This window comes from Salipaludibacillus agaradhaerens (genome assembly GCF_002019735.1).
Classification (GTDB): Bacteria; Bacillota; Bacilli; order Bacillales; family Salisediminibacteriaceae; genus Salipaludibacillus; species Salipaludibacillus agaradhaerens.
On sequence record NZ_KV917378.1, the window covers coordinates 3,833,977 to 3,852,032 of the forward strand.

The window sequence follows — 18,056 nt, forward strand, 5'->3', positions numbered from 1 at the left end:
GAGATGCGTGCTTTAAGGACGGTTATCTGTGATAAACCGCAAAATTCTACATCTTTATTTCGTGAATCATGGTATTTTAGTGTTAGAGATAATAGACGATGTGCATGTGAACCTAACAAATTTATTTACAAAACCTCATTATGATAACGCTTTCTTAATAAAGCCATCTCACAGCTTGTAGATTAGTTGGAGAGGATGTGACAGTCATATGCTTATGTTTAGAAAATATCGCATTCATAGTATTTTCTTTGCAAGTTTTTTTATATTTACGGTTTCTATTTTAATCGTTATCATTTTCTTCAGCTACCACTATTCATCAACGCAAATTATTGATACAACGACTGAGTATCAAAAAAATAATCTCTACCGCTTAAGTGAAGAATTAGGAGACAATTTGAAATCTTTTCAAGACTACTCTGTTATTTTGTCACGACAGCATAATTTTAGGCAGGTTATTAGCGGACGGCAATCGGTAAGGGAACAAGCTAGTGGTCGAACCTCGTTAACGAATGATTTCTCTAACGTGATTTATAGTGTTCAAGCGTTGCATACTGTGGAAATTTTTATGTCTTCCCCACCAGTGGATAACATTCAATTTCCGGTTAGATATTCAGAACTAGCGTCAATTTTTGAAAAGGAATGGTTTCAAGATATAGAGGATAGTGCTTATTCGTGGTTAGGACATCGAGAAGTTGACACGACAGCTGGACCTACCGAAGTCATTAGCTTAGGACGAAAAATCAATACATCAAACGGTGACTTATCTGCTGTCATGATTATCAATCTTGACCCGCTCATTGTAGAAAATTGGCTTAGAAAAGATTATGAAGATTCTCATATTGTTCTGCTAGATCATATGGGGACGATCGTTGCTTCCACTAACCAAGAAGAAATTGGGGGGAATGAATATGGTGGCTTAATAAATGGTTCTCAAGAATCATTTTTCGATTCGCCATCACAGAGCCAACGTCAGTTAGACAATAACCTTGTTGTCACAAGTTCGATTCCCTCTGTTAATTGGACGGTTATTCAAATTACACCTTATGAGGAATTAACCGAGGGAAGTGTGAATATGGCTAAAAAGCTAGGTCTAATCGGCGTCGTAGGTGTGCTGATCGTTCTTATCGTGACGTTCTTTTTAACAAAGAAATTTACATATCCTATCTTACAATTAGCCAACGTAATGAAATCTTATCGATTAACACAAACAAAGGTATCGCTCCCGCAAGGTTATCGAAATGAATTCGGTGAGCTTTTTGAGGGGTTCGAAGAATTGACAAACAATATGGAGGAACTTTATAAATCTCTTGATGATCAGCACCATCGACAAAGAAAAGCAGAAATTAAAGCGCTGCAAGCGAATATTAATCCACACTTTTTATATAATACGCTGGATCAGTTAAATTGGATGGCGATAGAAAAAGGGAATATTGATATTAGTCGTATGCTTGAACTACTGGGTAAGATGCTTAGAATTGGGTTGTCCAAAGGTGAAAGTATAATAACGATAAGAGATGAATTGAAGTACTTAGAATATTATATGAACCTTCAAAAAATACAATTAGAAGATAGCCTAACCTATGATATGAGAGTAAGTGACAATGTGTTAAATTATTATATTCCAAAACTCACGTTGCAACCCTTTGTTGAGAATGCGATTATTCACGGTTTCCGTGACAGAAGGCATGGTGTCATTATGATTGATATGAAAGAAAATGCGCAAGACTTAATCCTTTATGTGATAGATAATGGCATTGGTTTTTCAAAACCCCCACTTTTAACGAATAGTCAACAACATCTTGGCGGATACGGGATAAAAAATGTAATAGAACGTTTAAATGTTTATTTTGGAGATAAAGCAGATGTTCAGATTGATAGTGAGGAAGGGAGAACCACTGTCTCAATTACAATCCCGAAAGTCAGTAATAAATCTCATTTGTCAGCTTAATTTGATTCATCACAGAGAACCGTCCGAAAACGCCCATCTCAAAATACAGCGGAGATAAATTTATTTAGGTGGGATGTCCTGATTCACTTTACTACCAATTGGTGGCAGAAGAACGAAAATGCCACTGATTGAAGTTTCGTTTTATAAACTTTGCTTGTAGGGAGGCCTTCAGCATGTGGAAAGTCGTGATTGTTGACGATGATGATAAAGTATTACGAGGAATGCGAAACATTATTCCGTGGGAAGAGTTGTCCTGTGAATGGGTTGGAGAAGCGAGGAATGGTGAAGAAGGGCATCATGTGATAATGGATTTAGAACCAGATTTAGTCATTACAGATATTTATATGCCTGTTATGAATGGTCTTGAGATGATTGAGCAGGTGCGAGCCTCAGGATTGAACACACGGGTGATCATATTAAGCGGCTACAATGAATTTGAGTATGCTAGACAAGCGATGCGATTAAGCATTGATGACTATCTGTCGAAACCGGCTTCACCAGATACAATTAAAGACGTACTCATCTCATGTGTTAATAGTCTGGAAAAGGAGGCTATTAAGCAAATGGAAGTGAGTGAGCTGAGGGAAAGAGTAGCGCTTTATGAACCATTAGTGGAAAAGGAATGGGTGAAGGCGGTCATAACAGGAACGACAACTCATTTAACTAATTTGCCTCGTACTCTCGATCAATTAACCCGTCGTTGGTCTCAGCAACAACATGTGATTATGACGATTAGTTACGATCAATCATTGGAGGCATCGTCTCTCTATAAAAGTGGTTGGTACTTATTTAGATTTGCGACGGAAAATGTGATTAATGATGCTGTTAATAAATATATTGATGATAGTCATTATATTGAACTGCATAGTCATCAAACAGCGTTATGCCTCCACATAAATCAAACTAAAGGTAAAGTAAATGACGAGCTACTCAATCATATTAAACATGATATAGTGACGAAATTAGACACATATTTTAAATTGAAAGTACGCGTTGGCTTCGGGTGTTTTAAAAATGAATGGGCTGATATGGCTATTTCGTTGAAGGAAGCATTAATGGATATAGACCAGGAAGTTCAAGAGGTGACAGGCCTTTATAATGAATTCATGTTTAATGAAGAGACCAAGCTGAATTCAAAGAGTTTATGGTTAGATTCTATAGAAAATATCCACCGATTATCCGAAGCTATCCGCTACGCTGATAAAGCGAGTGCACAACATGTCATTCAAGCAGCGTATTTTTATTATAAAGATCACCCTTTTAACATGTCAGAAGTCATGCGAGCAGGTATCGAAATGTGGACGATTATGACGTATTCCCTCTATGATATCGGAATAAAAATTGATGAGATGTTTTCAGATACATTTGATTTTCATTCAGGTTTGACAAAGCTCTCTCATTGGAAAGAATTTAAAAATTATATGAATGACCTTATAAGTCACATTTGTGATCATCAACAATGGGATGAGAATCTTAAACACCGTCAATTAATTGAACAGATGCTAGATTATATTCATAAAAATATCAGCAAAAATATTACATTACAAGATATCGCTAATGAATTGTATATCTCTCGTAACTATCTCGGTCAAATTTTTAAAAAAGTGGTGGGGGAATCTTTTAAAAATTATTTAACGAGAGTACGTATGGAGAAAGCTAAAAAAATGATTCAAGAGGGCGACCACTTGATTTATGAAATTTCCGAAAAAGTAGGATTTATAAACCCTGCTTACTTTACAACGACGTTTAAAAAATATACCGGTTACACGCCTTCTGAACTTATCAATCGAAAATTAATGGCAGCTCATGAACAAACAGTTCAGGATGCTTAATTGCTTGTTTTCCCTCACATATCACGTAAGGGTTTTATTTTCATCTATCTATCTAAATTGTTTTCTAGATATGTTATTCACCTACTTACTTTCACCAGACGTCAAAATTGGAATAATGAATGTGAACTGTATTTCAGACGAACCCTTTCCCGGGGGCTTGTCTTCAGCTAACTTTTCCTCAATAAATCTTGTTTTTGAAACATCATTATAAAATCACCTCAAAGTACAAATTTAATGCCAATTTCAATCTCGTTTTCTTATAAATAAATACCCAATTTTCAAAGAGTATGTTACAATCAAACTATAATGAACTTTATCGAACATAATAAAACATAACTAGGGAGTGAAAATATGAAGGAGATGTTTTCATTAGAAGGCAAAACAGCTGTGGTAACGGGGGCTACAAGAGGTTTAGGACAAGGGATGGCTCTTGGTTTAGCAGAAGCTGGCGCTGATATTATCGGGATTAGTTACTTGCCACAAAAAGAGACTCAAAAGGAGGTTGAAGCACTAGGTCGTCAATTTTTTGATATAAATGCGGATTTGTCTATTCAAGACGAGTTGGCTTCTGTAGTAAAAGATGCGATTTCCAAAACAGGAAAAGTTGACATCCTTGTTAATAATGCTGGCATTATTCGAAGAGAGCAGGCAGAGAATTTTAGTGATAGAGATTGGGATGATGTTGTAAATGTCAATTTGAACGCCGTTTTTCGTTTGTCGAGAGATTTTGGTAAACACATGATTGAAAACGGTTTCGGTCGCATTGTAAATGTGGCGTCAATGCTCTCTTTTCAGGGAGGTTTAAAAGTACCTTCGTATTCTGCGACAAAACATGGTGTGGCTGGCTTAACCAAATCATTTGCCAATGAGTGGGGAAGTAAAGGTATTAATGTGAATGCCATTGCTCCTGGATATATGGTCACGGATAATACTGCACCACTTAGAGCGGATAAAAATCGTTCTGATTATATTACGTCTCGCATTCCAAAAGGCGAGTGGGGAACACCAGAAGATTTAAAAGGACCAGTTGTATTTCTAGCTTCTGAAGCAGGTCGTTACGTTAATGGGCATATTTTATGTGTGGATGGAGGATGGATGAGCTCATAAATAACAAGAACTCTCCCCTTGATTTATACCTCATAAGAGATCACTTGCTCTCTTAATTGATGATTAAGGCGATATACACTTAATAGTGGAGTGATAGCACATCTTTGTTGTTCACTTTTCTCCAAATCATGACGATTAGTTATGTTGGTTTCTTGAGAGGTAAGCTTTGTAGCTTAAAGGAAAGTCCTTTACTAGGAAAACAATGTTTTAAAAACGAGCTGGGTGTGATTTTAGAGCTAAGCTCGTTTTTGTTATGATTTTTTAAATAGTTAAAGATTAAAATATTTGAAATAAAAATATAAATATATATTTTGTGTGAAAAATAAATAATTTTATTGTTTTAAAAGAAAAACAACTTATAATTAAACTATATTAAACGACTTGATTAGGTGCTTTTGCTTAAGATTTAAATGTGAATACCTGAACATAATGACAGGAGGTTTTCATAATGGGGAAAGTTTTTCACGTGCCTGAAACAAATTTAATGGGATGTGGTTGTTTAGCAGAGATAGGAGTCTATATATCCGAATTGAACGTCAAGAAAGCCTTACTTGTAACAGACTCTATGCTTTCGAAAAATGGTGTGGTTGATAAAGTTATTGACGTTTTAAAAAAAGCGAACATAGCTTATACCACATTTGACCACGTTAAACCTAATCCAACTGTTCAAAATGTGACAGATGGTGTAAGACATTATAAAGACGCGAACTGTGATTTTATCATATCAGTTGGAGGAGGATCTCCACAGGATGCGGCAAAAGGGATTGGCTTAATGATAACGAACGGTGGGGATTTACGGGATTATGAAGGCGTTGGGAAAACAACATATAAATCTGTTCCCATTGTAGCAATCAATACGACAGCAGGCACATCAGCAGAATATACGATCAATTACGTTATTACAGATGAAGAGCGGCATGTCAAAATGGTGATGGTCGATAAAAACAGCCTTGTAAAAATCTCGGTTAATGATCCTGAATTAATGGTCAGTAAGCCATCTAATTTAACTGCAGCTACAGGGATGGATGCGCTCACACATGCTATTGAGGCGATTGTAACACCAGGTGCCTATACGGTTACGGATGCTACTGCATTGTCTGCAGTGGAAATCATCTTTTACTATTTACCACGGGCAGTGGCAGATGGAAAAGATATGGAGGCGCGTGAGCAAATGGTATATGCCATGTTTCTAACGGGTATGGCCTTCAACAATGCCGGTTTAGGCTATGTCCATGCTATGTCCCATCAGCTTGGGGGCGTCTATGATTTACCACACGGCGTATGTAATGCCATGCTTCTGCCAGTGGTTGAGAAGGAGAATGCAAAACGACATCCAGATAAATTCCCGCTAATTGCGAAAGCAGCAGGTATTAATATTGAAGGAAAGACGCCTGATCAATGTGCAGATGAAGTGATTAAAAAAATAAAAGCATTATCCAAAGTAGTCGGCATTCCTACTAGATTATCAGAATTAGGAATAGATAGTGTAGATATTAATCTTTTGGCGGAAAATGCCATGAAAGATGCGTGTGCATCAGGGAATCCTTTCATCCCCACAAGACAGGAAGTCATCGACATGTTTAAAGAGATCGTATAATGAGGAGGAGCGGATTAAGAATGACTGAAACAGTTAAGAAGACGATACTGAGTGCTGACTTTATGCAAGACATGATAAAAACGACAACAAACCTTTATAGGTTAGGCTGGGATGAGCGTAATGGTGGAAACATCAGCTATCTTTTAAAGGAGGAAGAAGTAGCTGCTTTTACAGATGTTAATCAAACGATTAAAACTATTCCGCTAAATTTTCATATACCTGAGCTTAGTTATCACTATTTTTTAGTGACAGGGTCGGGCAAATATTTTAAAAACATTGTGGATGCTCCTGAAGAAAACCTTGGTATCATTCGTATTAATGAAGGAGGGGAAACTGCAGCTATCATTTGGGGGTTTAGTCATGGCACCTTACCCACTAGTGAATTACCGTCACATTTAATGGCACATAAGGAAAGGTTAGCAAGGGATGCCAGTCATCGGGTTGTTATGCATACACATACTACACACTTGATTGGGATGACGTTTACGCATACCTTAATAGAAAAGGAGTTTACAAGAACACTATGGAAAATGTGTACAGAGTGTATCGTTGTCTTTCCAGAAGGTGTCGGTATAATTCCTTGGATGATCCCAGGAACAGATGAAATTGGCAAAGCCACTGCTGACAAGATGTCTGACGTTCGTCTTGTTGTCTGGCCCCACCACGGTGTATTCGGGACGGGTAATACAATGGATGAAGCATTCGGATTAATAGAGACAGCTGAAAAAGCGGCGGAAATTTATTCTCTCGTGGAGGGGAAAATCAAGCAAACAATTACGGACTTGCAATTATACGATTTGGCTCAAGCGTTTAATGTAAAGCCTAGAGAAGGCTATCTAAATGAGACTTAAATTAACGACCAAAAAAGCGCCTTATTGAAAGGCGCTTTTTACTTTTGTAGTAGATCTTTTTAGGTTGCCATGTTCATCGACTTACAGTAACCGTAAAACGGATTAACGAAAACGCTAGAAGGGGATGAGAACTACCTTACATCTATAGTATTAAATGGTATTTAACAAGGAATAAACAATTGTATAATTAAGGACTTTTGATTTTGTGAACTTTTTGTGACATCTATTTTCAACATCTATGTTACTATATACGAATCTAAAAAATTGAAAATAATTAGGTATAAAAGACTAAATAAGAGAAGGGGTTCAAAATGAAAAGTAGTTTAGCTATAAAACTTAACGTTCTTATTTTTTCAATATTAATTTTGTTTTCCATCGTGCTAGGTAGTGTCCTTTACAAGCAAATTACAGATGGGATCAAAGAAGCAGCTGTAGAAAAAGCTGCTTCAGATTTAGAATTGGGATTTCGTTATATTGATAAAGCGATACCTGGAGAGTGGTATGTAGAAGAGGGTGTTCTTTATAAGGGTGACACACCTATGAATGAAAATTATGATCTTGTTGATGAAATAGGAGATATGACTGGCGGTACAGTTACCCTATTTCTTCATGATACACGAATAGCTACAAATGTTATTTTGGATGGTGAACGGGCTGTGGGGACCCAAGTTTCAGAAGAAGTTGCAGAAGCAGTATTGTCACGAGAAGAGATTTACTTAGGTGAAGCAGATGTAGCAGGTTACAGTTATCAGACAGCTTATATGCCAATAACAAGCGCTAATGGTGAAGTTGTTGGTATTTGGTACGTGGGTGCTTCTCAGGAGTTTATAGATAGCACAGTTAAGAGTGCCATGCAGGGATTTCTAATTGTTTTAACTGCTGTTATGGTAGTTGCAGTAGGTGCCGTATTTGTATTCACTAAGCGTTTAACACGCCGTTTAAGTAAATTAACTGACGGTGTGAAAGCGGCAGGAGAAGGTGATTTTTCAATTCAATTTTCTGATACGTCTAAAGACGAATTCGGCCAATTAGCTGGAAGTTTTAATACTATGGTAAAAAAAATTCATAGATTGTTATCAAATGTGTCTCATTTGTCTCAACAAGTAGCTGCGTCATCTGAACAGTTAACAGCTAGTGCTGAGGAGACAACGAAGGCGACAGATCAGATCTCAGAATCGGTTCAAAATGTAGCAGCTGGTACTGAAAAGCAGTTAGAGAAAGCGGTTGTTTCTAATGAAGTAGCTGAAACAATCTCTTTCGAAATGGAGAATATCTCTCATCATATAGAACAGGCAAATGAAAAAGCAAATAGGACTTCCAAAACTGCTGAAGAAGGAGGTAAGGTTGTCGATCAAACGTTGATGAAAATGAAAGACATTCAAGACAAGTCGGAGAGTGGCGTACAAGTTATTCGTAGTCTTAGTAATAAGTCTGTTAAAATAGGGGACATTTTGTCCGTCATTTCAGGAATCTCTGAACAAACGAATCTTTTAGCATTAAATGCTGCAATTGAGGCAGCGAGGGCTGGCGAGCAAGGGAAAGGATTTGCAGTTGTTGCTGAAGAAGTTAGAAAGTTAGCTGAGGAATCTGGGGATTCTGCTAAACAAATTAGTACGATGATTGGTGAGATCCAAGAAGGCATTAGTGAATCTGTGACAGCGATGGAAAGTAGTCGCACGTCTGTTGCATCAGGAATTGAGAATGCTGATAAAGCAAAAGAGACTTTTAAAGATATCAGTGAGGCGATTAAGGATGTTTCCGATCAAGTCATGAATGTGACTGAAGCAACTCAGCACGTGACAACAAATATAGGGAAAATGGTTACCTCAATAAATGAAAGTAAGCTTATTACGGAAAATGCCGCTGGTTATTCACAGAATGTGGCTGCTTCTACCGAAGAACAGACAGCTACTATGGAGGAAATTGCATCATCTGCTTTCACGTTAGCTAAAATGGCTGAAGATTTACAAAAAGCGGTAAGTGCTTTTAAGTTATAAGAGGATGAAATAAAGAGAGTTTTTTTAAATAGTATGTTTGGAAGTGGCACATTACTTAAGGGCAACCGTCTATTTGAGACGTTGCCCTTAAAAAATACATATATTCAGAACAATAGTATATCTAAATTAATGATAATTTTTAATATCTTCAACCGTTTGATTCACTTCGTCTCTAGACATTTTTTCACGACCAGACTTTAGAACATGAAGTGTTCTCTTGGCTAATTCTAGCGGGATTTTGCAAAAGAGACTAACATTTTTACTAGTGATGTCTTTCATATATTCATCTCCGAGAGCAAGGTTGGCCTCAGCGTACTGAAACGTATCAGCAATATTCCAATTTTTAGGTATGAATGAAATTCCTCGATCTTTATCTTCTTCTTGATTACGAAGAATATTGACTGTCTGTAGGCCGCGTCCGTAAGCAATAGCATAGTCTCTGTCCGTTTTCGTTCCATCTCGCCATTCCCAAATATCAGAAAGCATAACACCTACAAGACCGGCTACATAATAGGTGTAATCGTCTAAATCTTCTTTCGTTTGAATATCCCAATTTTTTTCGGCCCATTTTGCCATACCTTGAGCCATAATACTTGTAGATTCCTGCACTTTTTCTATAATATCCGCAGGGCAAACTGAAAGCCAATCGCCGAGTCTTATTGTCACTTCAGGGAGTAGCTGTTTGTAGGGCTCAATCAATTCAAGGTATGCGTCATTGTTAAAAGTGTCGCTTAATAAAACACTTGTTTTCGAGAGAAGATGAGATTTCGTTGCAGGTTCAAGATTCTCATGGTCTTCAATTTCGTCAATTGCCCTCATACATAAGTAGGCGGAAGCCACTGTTTTTTTTAATGTGGGCTCTAATAATGTGATTGGAATATAAAAGGTTCTACTTGTTTTTTTTAATTGTCCCATAGCCTCTTTATGTAACTGTTTCTCATTCTTCATATCATTTCCTCCTTGATTTTACCCCAAAGCTTATATCATCACTAAAAGGACATCGCACTTAAATTTAACAAACGCGATATAGTGAAAAGTGTTTAGAAATATGTCGAGTACCAAGTATCATTTACTCTAAAATACTACAAAAGCTTATCATTATTCAACTTTTTTAAGAAGAGACAGGATAAAGACTTTTATCTTTCTTTTATATTTTTTAAGAAATGAACGCCTTTCATTATACAAACTACCGCTGTAACAAACGCCTCATACATTAATCTTCTACTGTAGGCGGGCGCTTTCTCGAGGTTTGTTTTTTACTACAGCCTACTTTTTAAAAACGAGCAGGTATTATTGTCCCTTGGTCGTGTTAAACCTTCAATATGTAACAGTCAATAGTATACCACCTTCTGGCACTAATTCATTATTTTAATTCTAAAGGTGGAAGTGTTTACATGTCACTATGAAAGGGAACAGATCAGTAAAACTTGAAAGGAGATTTACGTATGAGTCAAAAGATTCAAGCGTATTTCAAAACTGAAAATGATGCTGAAAAAGCAGTAGCACACTTACAAAAATTAAACACGTCTAATGTAATAGTTGATGAACTTCCTGAAGGTGGAAGATCGTTGATTCTTTTCCCTGTTGCTAATCTGGGTACCACGGGAAGTGGGATGGGGAACTTTGGAGCTCCTGGCTTTTTTGGAAGTAAGGAAGAAATAAAAAGTATGGGATCAAATAAAAGCGAGACGTTTACTCACATTGTGGAATTTAATATATCGGAAGATGAGGCTAAAGAAGCGTTTGCTACGCTTAAGGAAGCGGATGCATATATTGATTCTGAGCTGAACAGTTCTCCCTAAACTTGAACCTACCCTTCCACATTTAAGCCGACTAAATGTGTTAGAAAAAGTTGATAGGTTATATAGGCTCGCCTATTGGCGGGCTTTCTTAAATGTGTGTGTGCAAGAGCTTGAGAGAAATACTCGCCTGTATGTATGAAAAAGATATAGTAAATTTAGAATGTTTTCTTTTCATAGAAACTTTTTCATAAATATATTCGTAATGATAGAAGGGAGGGAACGATGAATGATGACATGGATAATTAGCCTTCTTATTCTATGCAGTCTCATTGCTGGATGCAGTGAAGTAGTAGAACCAATAAGTGACATTGAAAAACTTCGTGATATTACGATCGAAGAACGTTTTTCTGAATCCGTGAGGAGGGATGAGATAGAAAAATACTTACATAAAGAGAATGGTGATAACGAGATTGAGTCAGATGATTTAAATATGCTAAAAGTGTCTAATGGGAGAGCGGAGACAGTCACAAAAGAGGAAATGTTACTGGATAGTCATCTGTTAAATCAAATATGGTCTCATTCTTATGCATTATATGAGGTGTATGGTGGTCAAGATAGTTTTAGTCAAGCACATGAGTTATTGACAGCGACTATTGAAGACGAGTATTCCGAAGGGGAGGAGGCTAATTACGAGGAGTTCATTGCACTTATTAGTGATCATTATGCTTTTATAACGGATCAACAGTTATTAATTGATGGTTCCCCATTTTTTGACCGTGAACATCAGTTTTATATTACTGAAGAACTGACTTTTGTGAAAGATGATAATAATAATTATTGGCTTTATAAAGATAATCATAAAAAAGACAAGGTGGTCTCTATCAATGGAGACGATCCTGATGTGTATTTGCTCCCAAGTCTTAACTTTGAAGGGGAACTAGTTTATTTTCCAGGGATGTATACAGATTATTTGCCGCAAAAATTATGGGATATTGATTTGGAGAATCAAGAGACTATAGAGGTGACCGTACGTCAATCTGGATTAGACCGTTTAAGAGACACATCGTTTGACGTTTATGAAGACGAAGAGGTACCAATTATTCAGCTGAGAAATATGTTAGTTTACAAGGAAGATTCATATAATTATGAAGATATGTTGGGCTCAGTGGATCAGGTAGAGGATGAATCGACTTTTATCCTTGATTTACGAAATAATAATCAAGGGCACATTAAGTTTGCCCAGGAATGGTATAAGAGATTGACATCACATGAACCGAGTATAAAAAGTTATTCTGCTCAATTAATGACGCCTACTACCATTACCTTTTTAGAGGATAAGGTAGAAAGAAACAGAGAAGCGGGGGTTGAATGGGGAGGTTTATTGGATACTGAAGATCCTTTTAACATTAACGAGTATCATGATGTGACTCGGTTGCAGTGGTCGATTGAAGAAATGGAGACAGATGGCATAACTGAGCTTGATTCCACTATTTATATTTTAATTGATGAAGCGACGAGTGCATCTGCAGAAATACTAGTGGCTTACTTACGACAGCATCCTAATGTGTATATTGTAGGTGCACCTAGTGAAGGTGCCATGAGTTCAGGAAACAGTCAATTAATAGAACTTCCCCACTCAGGGGCAAAAGTGAGTATACCTAGTATGTTCCGCTATCATCCACAATTTTTAGAAAAAGAGGCCATTGGTATAGAGCCAGATTTATGGGTTTATCCCCGTTTTGCGAGAGAACGTGTCGTGAAGTGGATAGATAATAATAATGACGATTTATAAACTTTTAAATTAAGTTAAAGAGTTTTTTATTGCACAGATAAGGGTTTGTAAAACCTCTCGCCACAAATAAAGAGGAGAGCTAACTCTATTAAGGAGGGAAAAAACGACCGCTAATATCCTAAGTAAAGCAACTCCCACTGATTGAAGGGCCGTTTTATAGAGGCGCGTATAGATGACGTAAAAATGAAGAACGATCCTTTTGTTCGCTCATTAGAGGGACTCAAAAAGGGAGGCCCTCAATTGTCTTTGGGGCGTCCCTTAGTTACTGCTTACTGAAATTGAGGTAGATATTCTTTGTGCGCTTCAAGCATTTCATCGAGTATGAGTTTAGCGGTTGTATCAGACGGGACAAGTGGATTAATTGTCATTGCTAACAAGGCTTGATCGTAGTCACCACTAACCGCCGCTTCAGCAGCAATGCGTTCGAAAGATTTAATTTGCTGTACGAGCCCTCTTACAGAGACGGGGAGATCGCCAACTGCTAACGGTTTAGGACCATCTTTTGTAATGATGCAGTTTACTTCTACAGCGGAGTCGTCCGGTATACTGCCAATCGCCCCTTTGTTTAACGTATTGACAGGTTGAATATCACCACGATCATTATAAATGGAATCGATAAGATTACAAGCTGCATCACTATAATAAGCACCACCGCGTTTTTCTAGTTGTTCAGGTTTGGTACGCAAGGTTTCATCTTTATATAGTTCAAATAACTCTTTTTCCAATTGTTGAACAACTTCAGCCCGAGTTCCTTCTTCGGCTGCGTTTTTCTTCTCTTCTGCCAACATATCAGACGTTTTATAGTAATAACGATGGTATGGACAAGGAAGCATATTTAATGCTTTCAAAAATCCTGGTTCCCACCCGATGTCTACGATGTTTTTCATCGTCATTGAAGAATCTCCTGACGTTATTTTATTAATAACGTCTTCTGTGACACACTTGCCGTCTAAATAAACGTCCATGCCGTATACCATATGGTTTAATCCAGCAAAATCAACGTGTATTCTATTGGCTTCCACATCAAGAGCTTTGGCTACACCCATTTTAATCCCTACAGGCACGTTGCAGAGCCCGACGACTTTGCGCCAGTTAGAGTGTCTATAAATAGCTTCTGTTACCATACCAGCAGGATTTGTGAAATTAATTAACCATGCATGGGGGCATAGACGTTCCATATCTTGAATAATATCAAGGATCACTGGGATAGTTCTTAACCCTTTAAAAAGCCCTCCTGGACCATTTGTTTCCTGCCCGATTACATCGTACTTCAAAGGAATTCGTTCGTCTTTAGCACGCGCATCGAGTAGACCAACACGAAATTGAGTTGTGACGAAATCGGCATCTTTTAGGGCCTTTTCACGGTCAAGTGTGAGATGAATTGTCATGGGAACACCAGCTTCTTCTACCATTCGTTTAGCAAGGTTCCCTACGATTGTGAGTTTTTCTTCTCCTTCTGGAATATCAAGTAACCATAACTCACTGATCGGTAATGAGTCATATCGTTTAATAAATCCTTCGACTAACTCTGGTGTATAGCTAGAACCGCCACCAATAGTTGCAATTTTTAATCCTTTTTTAATCATGTTTAACACTCCTTTAATATTATAAATATAAGATAAGATGGACGAAAACCATTTCATTTGTATAATAGAAAGTGAAATAAACGTATGAGCGTTTTATACTATTTGAAGGCGCTTAAATAATGACAATATGGCGTAAGCCAATGTAAAAAGGACGATGCTAATGTTTACACCGAAACAGCTTGCCCGCTTTTCTGACTTAGACACACTTCTATATCACTACATACTAGCTCACGGAGAAAAAGTTGCTTATATGCGGATTAGAGAACTGGCGGAAGTAACACATGTTTCTCCAACGACTATTTTACGCTTCTGTAAGAAACTTGATTGTGACGGTTTTTCAGAATTTAAAACTAAGTTAAAGCTTTATTTAGAGAAAGCGGAAACGAAATGGTTAAATCATAGTTATGAATCAATGAATGAATTTTTGGAACGGACATTGAAATCAGATTATCAAGCTCAATTAAGTGCCATCGCAGACGAGATTGTATCTTCCTCACAAGTTGTCTTTATCGGAAGTGGTAGTTCAGGCATCCTAGCAGAATATGGTGCTCGTTATTTTTCAAGCTTAAATACTTTTTCATCAGCCATAAGTGACCCATTTTATCCGATTAACGGAAAGCAAATACGTCATAGTCTTGCTATTATTTTATCTGTATCTGGTGAGACACAACACATTGTTTCTAAGCTACATCGCTTTCGAGAAGAAGGTGCCACGATTGTAAGTATTACCAATACAAAAAGTAACACAGTAGCACAGTTGGCTGACTACCCATTAGCGTATTATATTAATACTGAATTTAATGATATTTCCAATGTGACGACTCAACTTCCTGTTCTCTATTTAATAGAAACGCTGGGGAAAATAGTGTTTGAAAAGTTATAACTCATTGTGATGCGTAGATGCCTTATTTTAGGGTAATGCGCCCTTTTAAAGCTTTCAGTCACGTTGAAGGTATGCTTTGTAATGATAATAACGTAATGCCTTTAAAGCGGGTTTTCTAGAGAGAAACTCTCAATTTAAAATTTGTGTCGGCCCTCCTTTGTGGTCTTACACTATTTATTATTACTGTCTTGCTTTGTTCAGTAAAGAGTATATAGGCAATGAGGAAAACGTCTATATAAAAAGAAACGTGTTCCAACAGAGGAACACGCTGTACCATATTGAACGTTTTATGGGTTAAGTAGGTTGATTAGAAAGTGTACTCGTTAAATCTCTATATTCTTTAATAATATTATCAATAATGTTCTTTACTGGGAGGATATCATTGATTTCATGCACACGAGACCCACTAAAGACAAGGCCTTCTTCTGCATCGCCTGCACGGGATTTTAACAAAGAATCTAAAATACAAAAGCGATGTGAGCATTTCTTTAAACATGACATACATTTTTCAATTTTTACTTTTTTTCCATCACTTATTTTGTTTGTGAACGTATTTTTAATGGCACGTCCTTCTAACCCGACGACAGATGTTATTAAAGTGGTATCTCCTTTTTTACTAGAGAGATACTTTTCTTTGAAAGATTGGGGGGCATCACATTCAGTGCTAGCAACAAATCGAGAGCCCATTTGGACACCAGAAGCGCCCAAAGATAACGCTTTTTTAACATCGTTGCCATTGATAATGCCACCAGCAGCAATCACTGGAATATCAACTGATTCCACGACTTCAGGTAATATATCGAAAAGTGGTCTATCTGTCCCTAAATGTCCTCCGGCTTCAAATCCTTCGACGACGACAGCTGATGCTCCTAATCGTTGAGACATTTTTGCTAATTTTCCAGAAGAAACAATAGAGATGACAGGCGTGTTGTATTCTTTCCCCCAAGCATACATATCTCTAGATATACCAGCACCTGAAATAATAAAGTCCACTTTTTCTTCCAGAGCCGCCTTCATTGTGTCAGCAAAATCTGTCATGGCATATAGAACATTTACACCTATATAGCCAATACCTTTTGTTAGTTTGCGAGCTCTTCTAATGTGGCCTTTCATTTCCTCTATTGGGATACCTGTTCCGGAAATGATCCCCATCCCCCCGGCATTTGCAACGGCTGCTGCTAAATTGCTAAGAGATATACCTACACCCATTCCTCCTTGAATGATCGGTACTTTAGGCTTCATCTGTGCAATTTTTAGTTGTGGTAATTCCATTCAACTCACCCTCTTATTGTGTCAGTAGAGGTCAATGGTAAGAATATGTTTACTTAACATGACCTATACAGATCGTATCAACACAAAAGTGTCATGACAATAAAAATTACCACCAGCCTATGATAATTGGTTTTAATTATGAAAATTTTATGACAATTCGAAAGTGACCTTTTTATGATTAAGAGTAAGGATTCATGTGGGGCATAGTGTTAGAACGAGGGAGGTGCTTCATCAATTTGTCGATATGACATTTGTCATATCATTTATCTGACGCTTGTGACTTATATGGGAAACAGATTGTAGGTATACTTATAAAAGTGACAAAAATGTGTCCTTTAAAATTGTTCAGGAGGCGAGTGCCTTGAGTAAAGAAAGTATTGTTAAGTTAAAGAAAGAGATGGCACCTTTCGAAAAAACAGAACGAAAGATAAGTATTAAACAGATGATTAACACGTTAGGGCCTCTTGTGATTTTATGGTACTTGGCTTATTTAAGTCTTGAAGTGTCTTATTGGATGACAATCCCTTTACTTATTACGGCAGCGGGTTTTTTAGTTAGAACCTTTATTATTTTTCACGACTGCTGTCACCAATCTTTTTTCAAAAGTCGTAAAGCGAATGATATACTTGGAACAATCACAGGGATTCTAACCCTGGTTCCTTACCAACAATGGAAAAATAGTCATAATATTCATCATGCAACAAGCAGTAACCTCGATAAAAGAGGAACAGGAGATATGTGGCTCTTAACGATAGAAGAATATGCAGCAGCCTCCATCTGGCGAAAAATAGCTTATCGCCTTTATAGAAATCCTGTTGTTATGCTAGGACTTGGCCCACTTGCAGTCTTTTGTATTGATTATCGTTTTAATACAAAGGGCGCGAAACGAAAAGAAAGACTTAATACGTATGTGACAAACGTGTCTATCGTAGCTTTGTACGGAGCATTAATTTGGGCTATCGGTTGGCAGTCTTTTTTACTAATTCAAGGACCGATCCTACTCGTTTCTGGCATGTTAGGTATTTGGTTATTTTACGTCCAACATCAGTTTGAAGATACGTATTTTGAACATGATGACGAATGGAGTTACGTGCAGGCAGCTGTGGAAGGAAGCTCTTACTATAAGCTTCCAAAGGTGTTGCAATGGATTACAGGTAACATTGGTTTTCATCATGTCCATCACTTAAGTCCGAGAGTTCCTAACTATTATTTGGAGAAAGCGCACGAAGCCACACCACCTCTCCAAAAAGCAACGACAATAACGATTGCAACGAGCTTCAAATCATTACGCTATCGTCTTTGGGATGAAACGACAAAATCTTTTGTTACATTTAAAGAAGCTAAGAAGTTAATGATGAAGAAAACGCACTTAGCATAGGTGAAATGAGTGGTAATATGGGGAAAACATGCCTATATAACGCCTCATATAAGCTATAATATAGAGGAACA

The 18,056-nt window shown here is 37.3% G+C and carries 13 protein-coding genes; 10 read left to right on the forward strand and 3 right to left on the reverse strand.

The genetic code is table 11. The features are described 5' to 3' along the window. Positions 1–208: 208 nt before the first annotated feature. The 6 genes from BK581_RS17630 (at position 209) to BK581_RS17655 (ending at position 9,332) form a co-directional block, all read left to right on the forward strand. Positions 209–1,948 (forward strand): sensor histidine kinase, encoded by a 1,740-nt coding sequence (locus tag BK581_RS17630; RefSeq protein WP_078579394.1) that lies wholly within the window; start codon positions 209–211, stop codon positions 1,946–1,948. A 173-nt stretch (positions 1,949–2,121) separates the two neighbouring features. Beyond that, the gene (locus BK581_RS17635; RefSeq protein ID WP_078579395.1) at positions 2,122–3,780 is read left to right on the forward strand and encodes a response regulator transcription factor; all 1,659 of its coding nucleotides are present in this window, start codon (positions 2,122–2,124) and stop codon (positions 3,778–3,780) included. A gap of 351 nt (positions 3,781–4,131) precedes the next feature. Beyond that, on the forward strand, positions 4,132–4,887 hold the full coding sequence (kduD, locus tag BK581_RS17640) for a 2-dehydro-3-deoxy-D-gluconate 5-dehydrogenase KduD (RefSeq protein WP_078579396.1): 756 nt from the start codon (positions 4,132–4,134) through the stop codon (positions 4,885–4,887). 445 nt (positions 4,888–5,332) lie between these two features. After that, a complete protein-coding gene (locus BK581_RS17645) occupies positions 5,333–6,484 on the forward strand; it encodes an iron-containing alcohol dehydrogenase (protein ID WP_211273985.1) in 1,152 nt (383 codons plus the stop codon). A gap of 20 nt (positions 6,485–6,504) precedes the next feature. Next, positions 6,505–7,335 (forward strand): rhamnulose-1-phosphate aldolase, encoded by an 831-nt coding sequence (rhaD, locus tag BK581_RS17650; RefSeq protein WP_078579398.1) that lies wholly within the window; start codon positions 6,505–6,507, stop codon positions 7,333–7,335. Between the two features lie 311 nt (positions 7,336–7,646). Continuing rightward, entirely contained in the window at positions 7,647–9,332 is a 1,686-nt protein-coding gene (locus BK581_RS17655) for a methyl-accepting chemotaxis protein (protein ID WP_078579399.1), read from the forward strand. Between the two features lie 126 nt (positions 9,333–9,458). On the opposite strand, the gene BK581_RS17660 is transcribed toward BK581_RS17655, so the two are convergent. Next, positions 9,459–10,280, reverse strand: a complete 822-nt coding sequence (locus tag BK581_RS17660; RefSeq protein WP_078579400.1) for a squalene/phytoene synthase family protein — start codon at positions 10,278–10,280, stop codon at positions 9,459–9,461. Between the two features lie 497 nt (positions 10,281–10,777). Here BK581_RS17660 and BK581_RS17665 point away from each other — a divergent pair, with 497 nt between their 5' ends. After that, on the forward strand, positions 10,778–11,134 hold the full coding sequence (locus BK581_RS17665) for a hypothetical protein (RefSeq protein WP_078579401.1): 357 nt from the start codon (positions 10,778–10,780) through the stop codon (positions 11,132–11,134). A gap of 226 nt (positions 11,135–11,360) precedes the next feature. After that, complete coding sequence (locus BK581_RS17670) at positions 11,361–12,866, forward strand: S41 family peptidase (RefSeq protein ID WP_078579402.1); 1,506 nt, start codon at positions 11,361–11,363, stop codon at positions 12,864–12,866. A 269-nt stretch (positions 12,867–13,135) separates the two neighbouring features. Here the strand turns inward: BK581_RS17670 and BK581_RS17675 are convergent, their stop codons facing one another. Then, complete coding sequence (locus BK581_RS17675) at positions 13,136–14,449, reverse strand: 6-phospho-beta-glucosidase (protein WP_078580011.1); 1,314 nt, start codon at positions 14,447–14,449, stop codon at positions 13,136–13,138. A 163-nt stretch (positions 14,450–14,612) separates the two neighbouring features. Here BK581_RS17675 and BK581_RS17680 point away from each other — a divergent pair, with 163 nt between their 5' ends. Further along, positions 14,613–15,335 carry a MurR/RpiR family transcriptional regulator gene (locus tag BK581_RS17680; protein ID WP_078579403.1) on the forward strand — a complete coding sequence of 241 codons (723 nt, stop codon included), beginning with the start codon at positions 14,613–14,615 and terminating at the stop codon, positions 15,333–15,335. A 294-nt stretch (positions 15,336–15,629) separates the two neighbouring features. Here BK581_RS17680 and BK581_RS17685 read toward each other — a convergent pair whose 3' ends face one another. Next, on the reverse strand, positions 15,630–16,607 hold the full coding sequence (locus tag BK581_RS17685) for an NAD(P)H-dependent flavin oxidoreductase (RefSeq protein ID WP_078579404.1): 978 nt from the start codon (positions 16,605–16,607) through the stop codon (positions 15,630–15,632). 397 nt (positions 16,608–17,004) lie between these two features. On the opposite strand from BK581_RS17685, the gene BK581_RS17690 reads away from it, so the two are divergent. Next, a complete protein-coding gene (locus BK581_RS17690) occupies positions 17,005–17,985 on the forward strand; it encodes a Delta(5) desaturase DesA (RefSeq protein ID WP_407690354.1) in 981 nt (326 codons plus the stop codon). Positions 17,986–18,056: the final 71 nt, after the last annotated feature.